General features: G+C 52.5%; 14 protein-coding genes. 11 read left to right on the top strand and 3 right to left on the bottom strand.

Annotated features, from left to right (window positions below; genetic code table 11):
• Window positions 1-12: 12 nt before the first annotated feature.
• Window positions 13-1,317 carry a serine hydrolase domain-containing protein gene (locus JTN23_RS22880; protein WP_247237403.1) on the top strand — a complete coding sequence of 435 codons (1,305 nt, stop codon included), beginning with the start codon at window positions 13-15 and terminating at the stop codon, window positions 1,315-1,317.
• Between the two features lie 39 nt (window positions 1,318-1,356).
• Here the strand turns inward: JTN23_RS22880 and JTN23_RS22875 are convergent, their stop codons facing one another.
• Window positions 1,357-3,048: a fatty acid--CoA ligase gene (locus tag JTN23_RS22875; protein WP_247237478.1), complete on the bottom strand. Its 1,692-nt coding sequence runs from the start codon at window positions 3,046-3,048 to the stop codon at window positions 1,357-1,359.
• A 222-nt stretch (window positions 3,049-3,270) separates the two neighbouring features.
• Between JTN23_RS22875 and JTN23_RS22870 the strand changes: the two genes are divergently transcribed.
• Both JTN23_RS22870 and JTN23_RS22865 read left to right on the top strand, forming a co-directional pair.
• Window positions 3,271-4,227: a threonine ammonia-lyase gene (locus tag JTN23_RS22870; RefSeq protein WP_247237402.1), complete on the top strand. Its 957-nt coding sequence runs from the start codon at window positions 3,271-3,273 to the stop codon at window positions 4,225-4,227.
• A 303-nt stretch (window positions 4,228-4,530) separates the two neighbouring features.
• Entirely contained in the window at window positions 4,531-4,848 is a 318-nt protein-coding gene (locus JTN23_RS22865) for a hypothetical protein (protein ID WP_247237400.1), read from the top strand.
• 34 nt (window positions 4,849-4,882) lie between these two features.
• On the opposite strand, the gene JTN23_RS22860 is transcribed toward JTN23_RS22865, so the two are convergent.
• Window positions 4,883-5,365, bottom strand: a complete 483-nt coding sequence (locus JTN23_RS22860; protein WP_247237399.1) for a hypothetical protein — start codon at window positions 5,363-5,365, stop codon at window positions 4,883-4,885.
• Window positions 5,366-5,449: 84 nt separating this feature from the next.
• A complete protein-coding gene (locus JTN23_RS22855; RefSeq protein WP_247237398.1) occupies window positions 5,450-6,265 on the bottom strand; it encodes an SDR family NAD(P)-dependent oxidoreductase in 816 nt (271 codons plus the stop codon).
• Window positions 6,266-6,315: 50 nt separating this feature from the next.
• Between JTN23_RS22855 and JTN23_RS22850 the strand changes: the two genes are divergently transcribed.
• From JTN23_RS22850 to JTN23_RS22815, 8 genes are all read left to right on the top strand, one after another.
• Complete coding sequence (locus tag JTN23_RS22850) at window positions 6,316-6,483, top strand: hypothetical protein (protein ID WP_247237397.1); 168 nt, start codon at window positions 6,316-6,318, stop codon at window positions 6,481-6,483.
• Window positions 6,484-6,658: 175 nt separating this feature from the next.
• Entirely contained in the window at window positions 6,659-7,237 is a 579-nt protein-coding gene (locus JTN23_RS25885; protein ID WP_262918632.1) for a hypothetical protein, read from the top strand.
• A gap of 174 nt (window positions 7,238-7,411) precedes the next feature.
• Window positions 7,412-8,869 (top strand): PQQ-dependent sugar dehydrogenase, encoded by a 1,458-nt coding sequence (locus JTN23_RS22840; protein WP_247237396.1) that lies wholly within the window; start codon window positions 7,412-7,414, stop codon window positions 8,867-8,869.
• A 16-nt stretch (window positions 8,870-8,885) separates the two neighbouring features.
• On the top strand, window positions 8,886-9,227 hold the full coding sequence (locus JTN23_RS22835) for a c-type cytochrome (protein WP_247237395.1): 342 nt from the start codon (window positions 8,886-8,888) through the stop codon (window positions 9,225-9,227).
• A gap of 150 nt (window positions 9,228-9,377) precedes the next feature.
• Window positions 9,378-10,757: a Gfo/Idh/MocA family protein gene (locus JTN23_RS22830; protein ID WP_247237394.1), complete on the top strand. Its 1,380-nt coding sequence runs from the start codon at window positions 9,378-9,380 to the stop codon at window positions 10,755-10,757.
• A 762-nt stretch (window positions 10,758-11,519) separates the two neighbouring features.
• On the top strand, window positions 11,520-13,148 hold the full coding sequence (locus JTN23_RS22825) for a carboxylesterase/lipase family protein (RefSeq protein WP_247237393.1): 1,629 nt from the start codon (window positions 11,520-11,522) through the stop codon (window positions 13,146-13,148).
• 97 nt (window positions 13,149-13,245) lie between these two features.
• Window positions 13,246-14,790 (top strand): carboxylesterase/lipase family protein, encoded by a 1,545-nt coding sequence (locus tag JTN23_RS22820; protein ID WP_247237392.1) that lies wholly within the window; start codon window positions 13,246-13,248, stop codon window positions 14,788-14,790.
• Window positions 14,791-14,803: 13 nt separating this feature from the next.
• Complete coding sequence (locus tag JTN23_RS22815; protein WP_247237391.1) at window positions 14,804-16,099, top strand: CitMHS family transporter; 1,296 nt, start codon at window positions 14,804-14,806, stop codon at window positions 16,097-16,099.
• Window positions 16,100-16,200: the final 101 nt, after the last annotated feature.

The raw sequence follows: 16,200 nt of genomic DNA, 5'->3' as shown, positions 1-16,200 counted from the left end.
TGCCTGTACGGTATGATTGTACGACTTAGCCTTACACCCCGAAGAAGTCTCCTTATATTTTTTTTACTGGCTCTGGCCATTGCTTTATATTATGTATTTACGGATCAACCCCTGGCCAAAGCCTCACCTGAAAGTGTGGGGATGAGTGAGGAGCGGCTGGAACGCATCGATAGCGTCATGCAGGAGTACGTCACGAAGGGAAGGATACCGGGAGCGGTGGCTCTGGTCATGCGCGAGGGGAAGGTGGTGTACCACCGGAGCTTTGGCTATAACGACACAGAGAAGAAGGTCGCTCTGCCGAAGGATGCCATTGTACGAATAGCCTCCATGAGTAAGGCCGTTACCAGCGTAGCCGTGATGATGCTGTACGAAGAAGGCAGGTTTCTGCTGGATGATCCGGTGTCGAAGTACATTCCTTCTTTTAAGGAGCCCAAAGTACTGGCTACTTTTCAGGCCACTGACACTACCTTTACCACCGTACCGGCTAAGCGCGAAATCACCATCCGGGACCTGCTGACGCATACATCCGGTATCAGCTATCCCGAGATTGGTACGGTAGAAGCCATAGCCCTGTATGCCAAACACGACATACCCAGCGGTATAGGTACTCCGCACTACAAGCTCGGGGAAGTGATCAACCGCCTGGCTGCGCTGCCCCTCATGCACCAGCCGGGTGAGCGCTTTACCTACGGCCTCAATACCGATGTACTGGGGTACCTGGTGGAGGTAGTATCGGGCAAGTCGCTGGACCAGTTTATGCGGGAGCGGATTTTTGAACCGCTGGAGATGAAGGATACCGGCTTTTACCTGTCAGACGACAAAGCTGCCCGCCTGAGTACCCTGTTTTCAGAATATGAGGAAGGCGTGACTACCGTGGCCAAAACCGGATACGGCTTCTACCCCAACTTCCCGCTGGAAAAGGGTACCTACTACTCGGGGGGAGCCGGGCTGGTAAGTACCGCCTATGACTACGCCATTTTTCTGCAGATGCTCCTCAATGGAGGCGCACTCAACGGGCAGCAAATACTGGGGCCCGTAACCGTAAGGCTGATGACCACCAATCAGATCGGTGATATGAACCTGATCTACAAGAAGCTCGGGTTTGGATTCTCCATTGCCACCGAGCGGGAGGCGGCCCGCTTGCCCCCCTCGGTTGGCTCGCTCGACTGGAACGGCATCTATGGTACTACCTACTGGGTAGACCCCCAGCAGCGAATAGTGGCAGTATTGATGACGCAGAAGTACCCCAACCCGCACGTGGACCTGGGGGAGAAATTCAGGGTACTGGTGTACCAGGCGATCAAACAACTAGACTAGATGACACCCCCTACGGCCGTCACCGTGGGGGGTAGTTTATTAAGATTGGGAGGCGCCATTGATTATCTCCTGCATCTCAGTCCGTATTTTCTTCTTGTCGATCTTCCCTACGCTGGTCTTTGGTATTTCCTTTACAAATACAATCCGGTCGGGGACGTACCACTTGTTCAGCTCGCCGGAGTCTACTCGGTCCTGGATGGACTCCCTGATACTCTCGGGAGTAACATCATCCATATAGCCGGGCTTTACTACCACCAGTGCGTGTGGCCGCTCGCCCCAGCGGGAGTCGGGAAGGCCTACTACGGCTACTTCGACTACTCCCTCAACCTGTGATATCAGGTTCTCGATATCCAGCGAAGATACCCATTCCCCTCCCGACTTGATCACGTCTTTGACGCGATCGGCAATGGCCACATAGTAGTCAGGGCCGATACTGGCTACGTCACCGGTATGGAGCCAGCCGTTTCGCCAGAGCTTTTCTGAGCTTTCGGCATCCTTCAGGTACCCCTGCGTCATCCAGGGGCCACGGGCCACTACTTCACCCAGCGTGTGCCCGTCCTGGGGCAGGTAGTTATCCTCTTCGTCCACCAGTCGCAGTTCTACGAAGGGCGCTATCTTACCGGCTTTGGTGCGGTAGTCGAGCTGGTCATCCATTGGGAGGTCCTGCTGCTCGTCGTTGAGGTGTACCACCGACATGATCGGAGCTGTCTCGGACATGCCATACCCCTGTGATACGTTGATGCCCAGCTTCAGGGCCGCTTTGGCCAGGCCACGGGTGAGGGCCGAGCCGCCGATGATCACCTTCCAGCGGCTGAGGTCTACCTGCTGTACCACCGGACTGTTGACCAGCATATTCAGGATGGTAGGTACGCAGTGCGACAGCGTCACCTCCTCTTTGACCAGGAGCTTCAGGAGCATCTCCGGCTCGTACCGGCCCGGGTACACCTGCTTGTTGTTAAGCAGGGTAGCCGCGTAGGGGAAGCCCCAGGCGTGCACATGGAACAGGGGGGTAATGGGCATGTATACATCCTGATGGGTAAAGGGCAGTGCCTGGTACCCGCAGAAGAACGTAACCAGCCCCATGGTGTGCATAAACAACTGCCGGTGTGAGAAGTACACGCCCTTGGGATTGCCCGTCGTACCGGTGGTGTAGAAGGTCGTGGCCATGGTATTTTCGTCAAAGTCCGGGAAGTCGTACTGATCGGAAGCCCGGCTGAGGAGCTGTTCGTACTCGCCGGCTACCTCAAAGGAGGTAGTGGGCAGGGGCGGCTTTTCGGAGCCATACACCTTATCACTCAGGATGACGTACTTCGGTGAGGTCGTGATCTGGTCCTTGATGGCCTCCAGAATGGGCAGGAAATCCTCGTGTACCAGTATCACCTTATCTTCGGCGTGGTTGATGGTATAGAGTATCTGAGAAGGGGAGAGGCGCACGTTGATCGTGTGCAGTACGGCTCCGTAGCAGGGTACCGCAAAAAAGCTCTCGAGGTAGCGGTGGCTGTCCCAGTCCATCACCGCTACGGTATCACCCGGCTGTACGCCCAGCCCTTCAAGCATGTGTGCCAGCCGACGTACCCGTTTATTAAATTCAATATAATCCATCCAGAACAAATCGCGGTACACGATGCGGCGCTGAGGGTTGTAGCGCAGGCTCTGAGCCAGCAGGGTCTTGATCAGCAGCGGCTGGTCATAGGCAGACTCGGTACGGGGTATCAGTTTGGTCTGGATCATACGTCTCATAACATTAAGGGTGAATTAGTAAGCCATCGTATCTACTGAAATAGCTTTTAAAGCATTTAGTTTTCCTGACGAGCCAATTTATTACCTATACTTGTGGTCCTGTTGGCTGGTACGGTCAGCCTGTTGAGCATTGGTAGCTCGTATTGAGTACCTGAGGCCGGGTGGCCGACAGTCTGCAACTAAAATACTTTTTATTCTCAATATATTACTACTATGACTTCTGAAACCTATCCTTCGCAGTCCATCATAGAGCAAAGTCACGACCTGATCCGTCCCTACATACATCGTACTCCCGTATTTACCAATACTACCATCAACCAGCTGAGCGGGGCGGAGGTGTACTTCAAGTGTGAGAATTTTCAGAAGATCGGAGCCTTCAAGGCACGCGGAGGCATCAATGCCGTACTATCGCTGTCGGAGGCCGATCGTGCTAACGGCATTACTACGCATTCGTCGGGCAACCACGCCCAGGCCATTGCCTACGCGGCCCGTCAGGTAGGAGCCAGGGCGTACATCGTCATGCCTGACAACTCACCCAGCGTCAAGATCAAAGCTGTCGAAGGGTACGGCGCCGAGATCACGTTCTGCCCCAATACTCCCGAGGACCGCGAGGCTACCGTGCAGAAGATCATTGAGCGTACAGGGGCTACCTTTATTCACCCGTTCAACGACTACCGCGTGATAGCCGGACAGGCCACCGCCGCCCGTGAACTGCTGGAACAGGTAGATGGCTCACTCGATGTACTGATGGCCCCTGTGGGTGGGGGAGGACTGCTGAGCGGTACGGCTCTGTCGGCGCGTTACTTTTCACCCTCTACACAGGTAATAGCCGGTGAGCCCGAGGGGGCGGCCGATGCCATTCTTTCTTTCAAATCAGGACAAGTAGAACGGGCTCCTTTTGTCAAAACCATTGCGGATGGGCTGCTGACCCCGCTGGGTGACAAGACGCTTGCCATCATCCGCGAGCACGTCAGGGAGATACTGACCGTATCGGACGAAGAGATCGTAGCAGCCATGCGCCTGCTGTGGGAGCGTATGAAAATAGTGGTAGAGCCCTCGGGAGCCGTACCCTTTGCCGCCCTGCTTAAGCACAGGGAGCAGTTTGCCGGAAAGAAAGTAGGGATCATCCTGACGGGTGGAAACGTAGACCTGGGCAAGCTTCCCTTCTAAATACTATCGTTGGCAGCTGAGGTAGTAGGTGTTGGTTACTTAATTGGTTGATAAGTAGGTGGTTGCCTTAAACAATTTAGTTGTTGGTGTGTTATGAAACAGAATGGTATAGTTTGTGCTGTGAATTCAAAGTGATATCTTATATAAATATGATCAGCTTTATTATGACTATTGTTATACGCCCTGTTATGTGTCGGTAATACATAAAGTATTGCTTAAACAGGAGTTTACATATATATTTGAGGTTCTATTTTCGTTGACACTATAATAACACAACATAAGTACAACCAAGTTACCTGTCGTATGGCTACATTCATCAGTTGCCCCGGCCAAAATCAAGCAGTAAATCTGGACAGTGTGGATACCATCACCCTGATCGACACCAACAACCACCAGTACTGCATTGAGTTTTATAAGAAGATCATGGTGCAGATACCGACGCAGGTAGCGTCGTGGTCATTCGAGTCCAGAAGGGAAAGAGACGCGGTATACCAGCAATTAAAGGCGAAGCATTTTTCGGAACTGATAGCCGATACTTTACCGGATACCAGATTTATAAAGCCCGGAGATATTACCAAATCGAACGGATCAAACGGAAACTATAACAGCGAGTCCAACTAAGCGTAGTATATCTACTGTTCATTTGCGCGTAGGTCTAATATAAGCACTTGGCGTACTGCCTGAACCTTTCAGATTTCTTTTTGACGATTTCTTCCTTGTAATCATCGATTTCAAGCGCTTTGATGGACTTAGTACCCAGCAAGGCCACTGTCCTGCGGTCCAGCAGGGCGGTGTAGGTATACACGTGCCTGCCATCCTGTACGTGGTAGTCCAGCTCGCCGTCCAGTCTGAGGGGTTTGTGCTCATTCAGGTATAGCCTGGCTACTTTGGGCTTTCGGAGGGACTTCGCTCCTGCCACCCGTATGGTAGTCACGTAGGTAGTATCATTCCCCTTGATTATCCGCGCCAGATACATGGATTCCTCAATGGGCGAGTGGGTAATGGTAGAGCCTTCGGAGGTAGTGGTTTCGACACCCAAGCAATCCGATTCAGTACCGGTTGGGGGAGTAGGGGCAGGAACGGTACCCGAAAAAAGCTGAACCGAGATCAGGAAGGGCAGTAGCAGGTAGGGTTTCATGAATGATACAGTTGAGGATTTGCGCCTCAAATTAATGCTTTTGCTCTGAATTTCTGCTACTGCGCGCTATATCTCAACCTCTAATTAGCCAAAGGCCGACTCTACCGAGCCACCATCCACGCGGTAGTTGCTGCCATTGACGTAGCTGGCCAGTTCTGAGCTTAGGAAGGCGATCACCGCGGCTACTTCATCAGGTTGGCCGCGCCGGTGTACGGCTATATGCGGGCGCTTGTTTTTCAGGAACCAGTCCACCACCTCTTCTACGGATGTATTGCGCTCCTGGGCCAGTTCTTCCATCATGGTGTTGGTCATGGGCGTCTCTACGTAAGCGGGCGATACGCAGTTGATCAGCAGCCCGTCGCGGGAGTAGGCGCGGGAGAGGCACTTGGCCAGATTGATAATAGCCGCCTTGCAGGCGTTGTAGGGGCTCTCTTCTTCGTAGGGTTGGAAAGCGTTTTCGGAAGATACCAGTACCACCCGTCCCCAGCCCCTGGCCTGCATCTGGGGGATAAAAGCCCGGCATACCCGTACCGCCCCCATCAGGTCTATGTCGATGGTTCCGAGCCAGTCGTCGTCACTGAGGCTAAGAAAGTCGCCGGCGGCTCCGCGCGCACCGGCACAGTTGATCAGGATATCCGCTCCTCCCAATTCCACCTTCACCCGGTCGGCTAGCTGGAGTACCTGGTCGTTCCGGGTCAGGTCGGCTGTGATGGCCAGTACCCGGGCGTTGTGGCTGAGGTGGGCCTTTATCGCTTCGGCAACTTGGTCCAGCTTTTCCTGCGTTTTGTCAGTGAGTACTATATTCACTCCTTCGCTGGCCAGTAGCCTGGCGGTAGCCAGTCCAATTCCTGAATCACCTCCCGTAATGACTGCGGTTCGTCCTGCAATTGATAAGTCCATAATATTGTAAAATAGATGTTTACTACTACAGTTGAGGAGCTAACTGGCTGATGAAGTTTAAGGTTATGGGGCTGGAAAAGAAAAAGCTGCAGGTGGGGTATAAAGGGGGAGTAATAGCATTTTGCGAAGTACCTACTACGGGCCACGTATTAGTGGCGATTCTAGTCTACTTTTTGGGAGGTACCTTCATAGGGATCCGGCTTTTGAGCAACGTATAAAAGGAGTGGTAAAAGGTAATGGATAAAGGGGGCTGATTCACGCAAAAATGGCGGTAAGAGCAATTACGGCGTGGTATTTGTTGCGATTTGTTCACTGTTCTATTCATATCACTAAACACAACACTTTATGTTAAAACCAATCCTCTATTCTGTATTACTGTCTGCACTTGTAATAATGGGCTCCTGTAAAGGTAAACAAGGTGAAATAGGTCCTCAAGGCGTAGCCGGTGTGGCGGGGGCCGCCGGTCCAGCTGGTTCCAAGGGAGACAAAGGCGATAAGGGTGACGCCGGAGCTACCGGAACTACCGGCGAGACTGGAGCTACGGGTGAAAAAGGGGACAAAGGAGACAAGGGGGACAAAGGAGATTCGGCCGGCGCTTTACAATTTAGTGTAGGACAGATAGAGTCGGACGGTGACCTCCGTTTCAATCTGAGCTTTGATCTTTCTTCTGTACCCAATCGGGCGGCCGTTGAGAAAGGCATGGTACTTTGCTACTACAAGAGCGCTGACTTCTGGTTTCCGGTACCGGGTGTAGTACCCCTCAACCATGGTCGTCTGGGTACTATGTTATTTGCGTACCGCCTGGAAGATACCCAGATGAAAGTGGTGGTATATTCTTTAGATATGCGGGGTAAAGAAGTCGCTACGGATATTCGGGTAGTACTGGTACCTGCCCAGAATGCCCGCCTGAATGCTACTATTGATTACAAGAATTACCTGGAAGTGGCCAAAGCATATAATCTGCCAATATAAATTTTTTGATGTCATAGTTGTTTTAGAAAAAGCTCCCTTAGGGAGCTTTTTGCGTTTATATACGTCAGCTATCAATCATTTTTCACTAGTATACGTGTAGGTAATTGGTACTATCCTGGCATACTTTTATCACTGTAAGAGGAAACGTAACAACTTATTGTAAGTAAGCGGATAATGAGAAGACTTTTCCTTTCGCTGGCGTTGCCGGCAGCTTTGTTTTCAGTACTTACCGGTTGCTACCGGATGAGGCCTTCCAACGGAGGCGGTGAGACTAAATCCATCTCACAGGAACGGCGGGTTAATCCTGCTGATGTACTGCTTCCACCCGGCTATACCATCGAAGCCGTTGCCCGTGATTTTACATTTCCTTCCGCCGTAGTCTTTGATGCTCAGAACCGCCTGCACGTACTGGAGTCGGGCTACTCGTACGGTGAAGTATGGACCGAACCCAAGCTGATCCGGATCGACAACAACGGTACCCGCACGGTGGTAGCTACCGGTACCCGCAATGGTCCCTGGTCGGGTGTCACCTACCACGATGGTAACTTCTATGTGGCGGAGGGGGGTACGTTAGAAGGGGGCAAGATCCTGCGCATAGCACCGAATGGTACCATCACACCCATGGTAGATAAGCTACCGACCATGGGCGACCATCACACCAATGGTCCGGTCGTCAGGGATGGATACGTGTACTTTGGCTTGGGAACCGCTACCAACTCGGGAGTAGTCGGTACGGACAACTACGAGTACGGCTGGCTCAAACGCGAGCCCCGCTTCCACGATATTCCCTGTCAGGATGTAGTACTGAGCGGCCTCAACTTCGATACGCCCAATGTACTTCAGGATTCCTCCACCAGGGCTTCTACCGGAGCTTTCTCGCCCTACAATACGACCAGCTATCCCGGCCAGATCATTAAAGGAAGCCTGCCCTGCTCAGGAGCTATTATGCGGATAGCTGTGACGGGTGGCAAGCTGGAGTTGGTAGCCTGGGGCATCCGCAATCCTTTCGGGATGGCTTTTTCTAATGACGGCAGATTGTACGTAACCGAAAACAACTACGACGTCAGGGGGAGCCGCCCCGTGTGGGGGAGTGGCGATGTACTTTGGGAGATCAAAGAGGGCATGTGGTACGGCTGGCCCGACTTCTCGGCCGGCAGACCCATTCGGGACGAAGAGGAATTTAAGCCACCGGGCAAAGACCCGCTTAAGCCCCTCTTGCGACAGTACCCCAATGAGCCGCCTAAGCCGGCGGCCATACTCGGAGTTCACTCCTCATCCAATGGATTTGACTTCTCCCGAAGTGCCGCCTTTGGTTTTGAGGGAGAGGCCTTTGTAGCGCAGTTTGGTGATATGGCTCCCAAGGTAGGCAAGGTCATGGCACCGGTTGGGTACAAGATCGTACGGGTGGATGTCCAGAACGGTATAATTAAGGATTTTGTGGTAAACAAAGGCAAGCGCAATGGCCCCGCCTCCTGGCTCAACAGCGGTGGGCTGGAGCGTCCCGTTGCGGCCCGCTTTGATGCTTCTGGCAATACCCTGTATGTAGTTGACTTTGGCGTGATGCGCATGTCAGAGAAGGGCCCGGAGCCCAAGCCCAATAGTGGTGTAATCTGGAAGATAACCCGGAAGTAAGAATATGAATATATATATGAGAATAGTAACCCTGGGTGTGGTCCTGCTGATCTGGGGACTGGTAGTAGCGGGTTGTGCAGGCCGCAGGTCTGAACCCATCAGGAAGGAATACTTCAAGCCTGCCAATGCCAGTATCGCTAACGGCGAAAAAATGTATATGGCCTACTGTCAGAAGTGCCATCCCGGCGGAGAAGCAGGGCTGGGCCCGTCGATCAATGCCAACCCCGCTCCCCAGTTTATCAAGCGGTTCCAGATGCGGCACGGGCTGGGTGTCATGCCCGGCTTCAAACGCGACGAGATATCCAAAGAAGACCTGAGAGATATATCCAGGTACAGTAAAGCCTGGAAACACTACTGATAAGTGGTGACTAGCCGAAAATAAACTTCTGCTGTTGGGTGGTAAAATGATCCAATTTCGACTTTATAAAGTAAAAGGCCCTGCTATGGCTTCTAACTGGCTGAGCAGGACTATTACTGATGTAAAGAAGTACTACCTATTCAATACAAAATGAAAAACAACAGAAGGAAGTTTATCAAAGAGCTGGCTATGGGTACTGCCGGTGTTGCTGTAAGCGGAAGCCTGGTCAATGGTCTGGCTAACAGCGTACCCGCTACGGCTGGTATGCCTGCCCGTAGCTATTCCAAAATCATTGGAGCCAATGACCGTATCGGCGTAGCCATTGCCGGTTTGGGACGTCGGTACGGTGCGTACCTGGAAGCCATCTCGGATAAAGCCAATAACGTAGAGCTGGTGTACCTGTGCGATGTGATGAAGAAGCAGCGCGATGCCGCCGGTAAGAAGCTGTCCAAGATGGTTGATAATACGCCAAAACTGGAAAACGATATCCGTAAAGTCTTTGCTGATAAGCAGGTAGATGCTCTTTTCAACGCTACCCCCGACCACTGGCATGCGCCGGGTGCTTGTCTGGCGATGCAGGCAGGGCAGCATGTATTCGTTGAGAAACCCTGTAGCCATAACCCCCGTGAGGGCGAAATGCTGGTCGAGTTCCAGAAGAAGTACAACAAGGTGGTACAGATGGGTAACCAGCAGCGCTCGGCCACTGAGTCCATCGAGATTGTCCGTGAAATCCACAATGGAGTGATCGGTAAGCCTTTTAAGGCTATTGCCTTCTACTCAAGCGGCCGCGGTGAGGTACCCCTTCCTAAGAAGGCTCCCGTACCCGATGGACTGGACTGGGAACTGTTCCAGGGACCGGCTCCCCGTCGGGAGTATACCCACGACACCTGGGACTACAACTGGCACTGGTACGGCTGGGACTACGGTACCGCCGAGGCCGGTAACAATGCTACCCACGAGCTGGACGTAGCGCGCTGGGCCCTGCAGGAAGACTATCCGGAGTTCGTAGAGGTGGAGGCGGCCAAGCGCTACTTCCCCAACGACGGCTGGACCATGTACGATACCATGCTGGCTACGTTCCGCTTCCCCGAGAACAAGATCATCCAGTGGGATGGCAAGAGCCGCAACTCCTACAATACCTACGGCAGCGACCGTGGTACTATCATCTACGGTACCAATGGTACCGTGTTTGTAGACCGTAATGGTTATAAACTGCACGACCGGAGCGGCAAGCTCATCAAGAGCAACCTGTCCAAGGGACAGGAATCCGGTACGGCTCTGGGTGGTGGTGGCGATATGTCTACCCTGCACGTGGTGAACTTCTTCGATGCCATTCGGGGTAAAGCCAAGCTTAACTCCCCCATTGACGAAGGAGCTAAGAGTACCCACCTGTGTCACCTGGCTAATATTTCGGCTCGTACGGGTAAGTCATTCAAAGTAGATACCAAAACCGGACGTATAGCTGACAAGGAAGCAATGAAGCTATGGGGACGTGAGTACGCCCAAGGATGGGAACCGCGTATTTCGTAACTGGCTCTTAAATAGAACTATTCAAAGTCCAGGAGGCACCCTAAGCGGGTGCCTCTTTCTTTTTTGGCAGAAGGTATTCTTAGAATATGTATACTATATGGTTAAATTGGAGAAAAAATATAGTATATTCTACAATTAGTCATATACAAAAAATAATAATTGGCCTTTTGTTGATTATTCAAGATTAATAAATAATTTAGTACCGGTAATACGTTAATCCTCCTTTATCTTAAAAAAGTATGAAGCGCCCTCTTTTGACCCGCGATTGTGTATTGTCGGGCGAATCAAGTAGATCTATGCAAGGTATTGTTACCAGGCATCGTAAAGTAGTACAGTTGGTGTGTTTGCCTAAGAGGAAAAATCTGCTGGACCACCTGCTGGAGAATCCTTCGTTCTCATCCTTCGTTTTCTTTCTGAATTAATAAGATCTGCAGTGGAGTAGGCTGTCATGGCCTGGCATCTGTCCCTACCACTTTATTTCTTATACGTGATCCTGGTCAAAAAGCGCACAGCCCCGGCTGCGCGCTTTTTGCTTTTCCGGCCGGTAAATAGCTACTTTCTATATACTGCTACCTATATACTGCTACGTATTCAGGATGTATAAAATTTAAAAATAGCTCTGTGTGGATTTGACATAATGAATAATAGTAGTATCATTGTGTAAAAATTACAAAAATTGTAGCAAAAGTGCTATTGAGCTACGGTCCGTAAAACAAGCCAGTCAACCAATCAATCAACCTACATAACACTTATCTCTACTCCATGACAACCCGACAATCCCTCATGGCCCTGATGGTACTAATGGTACCTCTTGCAGGGGTGGCCCAGAAGCCGGCAAGTGCTACTTCATCCCCCATTCAGCTCAGCGCGGAACAGGCCATCGTAAATACTGAATATGGCAAACTGCGTGGCTACGTACAGCATGGTACCTACACCTTCAAGGGTATTCCCTACGCCAAAGCCGAGCGCTTTATGGCTCCCCAGAAACCCGATGCCTGGCAGGGTGTGCGTAGTTCGCTTTCGTACGGTCCAGTATGTCCTACCGATGTGACAACTACGGTGAACGATGAGTTTGAGTTTGTATTCCAGCACAACTGGGGCTACACCAACGAGAACTGCCTGAGCCTGAACGTATGGTCGCCGGGAATCAATGATAGTAAGAAACGCCCCGTGATGGTGTGGTTTCACGGAGGAGGATTTTCGGCGGGTTCATCCGTAGAGCTACCTTCCTACGACGGCGGCAACCTCACCCGCAAAGGGGACGTGGTAGTTGTAACCGTTAACCACCGCCTCAACCTGCTGGGCTTCCTGGATATGTCAGCCTACGGCGAGAAGTACAAGAACTCCGCCAACGCGGGCTTAATGGACCTCGTGGCTTCGCTGGAATGGGTGAAGAATAACATTGCCCAGTTTGGCGGTGACCCCAACAACGTGACCATCTTTGGTCAGTCGGGTGGGGGAGGCAAAGTAACCTCCCTGATGAACGCGCCCTCGGCCAAAGGACTGTTCCACAAAGCCATTGTGCAGAGCGGTAGCTACATCCAGAACTTCACCGAGCCGGCTATGGCTCAGCGGGTCAGCGCGGCTATGCTGGAAGAGCTGGGCCTTAAGCCCAACCAGGCTGATTCGCTGCAGAAGATCTCCTACGAGCGCCTCAACGCGGCCAGCAAGGTAGCCATGCGTAAGGTAGCCGAACAGCTGAAAGCCGAAGGCAAGCCGGCCATGGGTCTGGGTTGGAACGCTGTCCATGATGGTCACTTCCTGCCGTACCAGCCTTCGGAGGCAGCCGCTAAGGAGCTATCCAAAAATGTACCTCTGCTGGTAGGCTCTACCAAGACCGAGTTTGCTCCGTTCATGCCTGGTTCACGGGTGGCTACCATGGATGCCGCCAAAGCCAGTCTGCAAAAGCAGTACGGCGAAAAGGCCGAGGCCTACTTCAACGCCTACAAGAAAGCCTATCCCGAGGCAGTCACTCCTTCTGACTATGTTACCGTAGATATCAACTTCCGTCGCCTGGCCATTCAGCAGGCGAGCCAGCGGGCGGTAGCCGGTGCTGCTCCGGTATACATGTACCTGTTTACCTGGAGCTCACCCGTGATGGATGGCGCTTTTAAGTCGATGCACTGTATGGAGCTTCCTTTCGTGTTTGACAACATCAGCCGTTGCGAAGAGATGACAGGAGGTGGCAAAGAAGCCCACGCCCTGGCCGATAAGATGAGCCGCGCCTGGATCCAATTTGCAAAGACCGGTAACCCCAACCACAAAGGGCTACCTACCTGGCCGCAGTACTCTGCCGAGAACGGAGCCAACATGATCTTTGATAATGTGAGCCAGGTGAAGAATCATCATGACAAGGAGCTTCTGGAGATGGCATCCGGAACTACATTCTAAGAAAAAAAGCAATAGAACGTACCAGTCAGCTGCTTTCCTGACTGGTACGTTTTGTTTTATATAATCTTCTATATAGCCTTTGCAACCTATGTCCTCCATGCTCCGCCTTCCAGCCTTTGCCTGCCTGCTGGTAGTTAGCCTTACCTCTTTCCTTTCCGAAACCCTTACCCTGGATGTCGTAAAGACCGAGGCAGGAATGGTTTCGGGTACCAAAAGTGCCGATGGTACTATCGCTATATTTAGAGGTATTCCTTTCGCAGCCCCTCCGGTGGGCGACCTGCGCTGGAAAGCGCCCCAGCCCGTAAAGCCCTGGTCGGGGGTACTTAAGGCGGAGCAGTTTGGCCCCAGCCCCATGCAGAACTCTCCGGCTCCCTTCAGTATGTGGTCGGCCGAATTTCTGATTCCTAAAGAGCCCATCAGCGAAGACTGCCTGTACCTGAATGCCTGGTCAGGGGCTAAAACCGCCAGAGAGAAATTACCCGTACTGGTCTGGATCTACGGAGGAGGGTTTAATAGCGGAGGAACCGCCGTACCAATCTACGATGGAGAGGCTATGGCCCGGAAGGGGATCGTATTCGTAAGTGCCAACTACCGCGTAGGGCCCTTTGGCTTCTTTGCCCATCCGGAACTGACGAAGGAGTCGGGTACCAATGCCTCCGGCAACTACGGCCTGATGGATCAAATCGAGGCCCTGCAGTGGGTGAAGAAAAATATCGCGGCCTTTGGCGGCGATCCTAACAACGTAACCATTGCCGGACAGTCGGCGGGTTCCATGAGCGTGAGTTGTCTGGTGGCTTCCCCCCTGGCCAAAGGATTATTTAACAAAGCTATTGCTCAGAGTGGCGCCAGCTTTGGCCGCACTATGCCGGTACTGGCGCAGGCCGAGCGGGATGGCGAGCGCGTAGCTAATACCTTACATGCTACGTCACTGAAAGATTTACGGGCTCTACCCGCCGAGGAAATTCTGAAAAAAGGGCAGGGTATGCGGGTAATTATAGATGGCTATGTGCTACCAACCAAGGTGGCCGACATATTCGCGGCCGGTAAGCAAAACGACGTAACGCTCCTGACCGGCTGGAACCAGGACGAAGGATTGCTATTTGGCCCGATCAAAAACGCTGCTGATTTTAAGGCGCAGGCCGAACAGCAGTACGGTGCCGATGCTGCTACCTTCCTGAAGTACTACCCGGCTGGTACCGATGCCGAAGCTTCGCAATCCCAACTGGACCTGTCGAGAGACCAGACCTTTGGTACTCAGAACTATACTTGGGCCAACGTGCAGGCCACTCAGAACAAGTCAAAGGTGTACGTCTACCGCTTTACCCGTAAGGTACCTGCCACGGGCGAGTACGTGAAGTACGGCGCCTTCCATACCGGCGAGGTACCCTATGCGTATGATAATCTCAAATTTGTGGACCGTCCCTGGGAGCCGGTTGACCGGGAGCTGGCGCAGACCATGTCTACCTACTGGGCTAACTTCATCAAGAGCGGAAACCCTAACGGCAAGGGAGTACCTGCCTGGCCTGCCTATACCGTGAAGGAAAAGCAAATCATGGATCTGGGCAAAAAGCCCGAAGCCAAGCCCATACCGGATCGGGCCGCTCTGGACTTCCTGTATTCAAAAATGTCAGGCAACAACTAGTAGAAACCACCTCATGCTGGCATTCCTGGGTCTGTTGACCATTGTTTTACTTCTGGTGTTGGTGATGACCAAGAGGGCTTCGCCCGTAGTCGCCCTGATTATGGTACCCATTGTAACGGCCCTGCTGGGGGGATTTACGTCAGAGATAGTAACGTTTATCACGGATGGCATTCAGTCCATAGCCAGTACGGCCGTGATGTTTGTTTTTGCCATTCTTTTCTTTGGTGTACTGATGGACGCGGGTACATTTAGGCCCATCATAGCCCGGCTGCTGAAGGTAGCGGGGCATGATCCCGCCCGTATTACGGTAGTGACGGCTGTACTGGCCATGATTGTCCATCTGGATGGCTCGGGCGCGGTTACCTTTCTGGTGACGATACCGGCCATGCTGCCCTTATATGACGCGATGGGTATGCGCAGGACCACGCTGGCTACCACCGTGGCGCTCGCGGCAGGTACCATGAATATCCTCCCCTGGGGCGGCCCCACCATCCGAGCGGCTACGGCTCTGGAGGTACCCGTAACCGAGCTGTTCAACCCTTTGCTGGTCCCGGTTGCCTGTGGACTCATTACGGTACTGGTTATCGCCTATGTACTGGGTGTGAAAGAAAGGCCCTTGATTAAGGTACCTGAGCTAACTGCTCCGGAAACGAATTCCTACTCGGAGCAGCCAGGTAGTACGCTCGAAAGGCCCCGGTTGCTGTGGTTTAACCTGCTACTGGTCATCGTTTCCATCGTGGTACTTATTATGGCGCTGGCCCCTCCGCATGTCATCTTTATGGTAGCCTTTGCCATTGCTATCACCGTCAACTACCCCAATTTGACTATACAGCGCGAGCGGATTGACTCGCATGCTAAGGCCGCCCTTTTGATGGCCAGTATTCTTTTTGCAGCCGGATGCTTTACCGGTATTCTCAAAGGGTCGGGTATGATAGGAGCCATGGCTGAGGCCGCTGTCGCTTACATACCTGCTTCGGTGGGTAATCACCTGGCCCTGATCACCGGACTGGTAGCCATGCCGGCCAGCCTGCTGTTTGACCCGGATTCTTTTTACTTTGGCATACTACCCCTTCTCGGTACCACGGCCACCCATTTTCAGGGTGATGCCCTGGAAGTAGGCCGGGCCGCTATCCTGGGTCAGATGACCACCGGCTTTCCCGTAAGTCCCCTGACGGGCGCTACCTTTCTGCTTATCGGGCTGACGGGTGTGGACCTGGGAGATCACCAGCGGAAGACCATTCCCCTGGCCTTTCTGGTCACGATGGTTATGTTAGCAGTGGCTGTACTCATTGGAGTTATTAGCTATTAGTGGTTAGCTGTATTGGTTAACTAGGTTATTGCAAGGGCAAAATTTGTCCACAGCGGATGCTGTTTTTGAGCCATTTGGATGGGTGTCATATTATTAATGCC

The organism is Telluribacter roseus (genome assembly GCF_017355915.2).
In the GTDB taxonomy this organism is placed as follows: Bacteria; Bacteroidota; Bacteroidia; order Cytophagales; family Spirosomataceae; genus Telluribacter.
The sequence above is the reverse complement of the archived record's forward strand: the minus strand, read 5'-3'. Positions and strand labels throughout refer to the sequence as shown.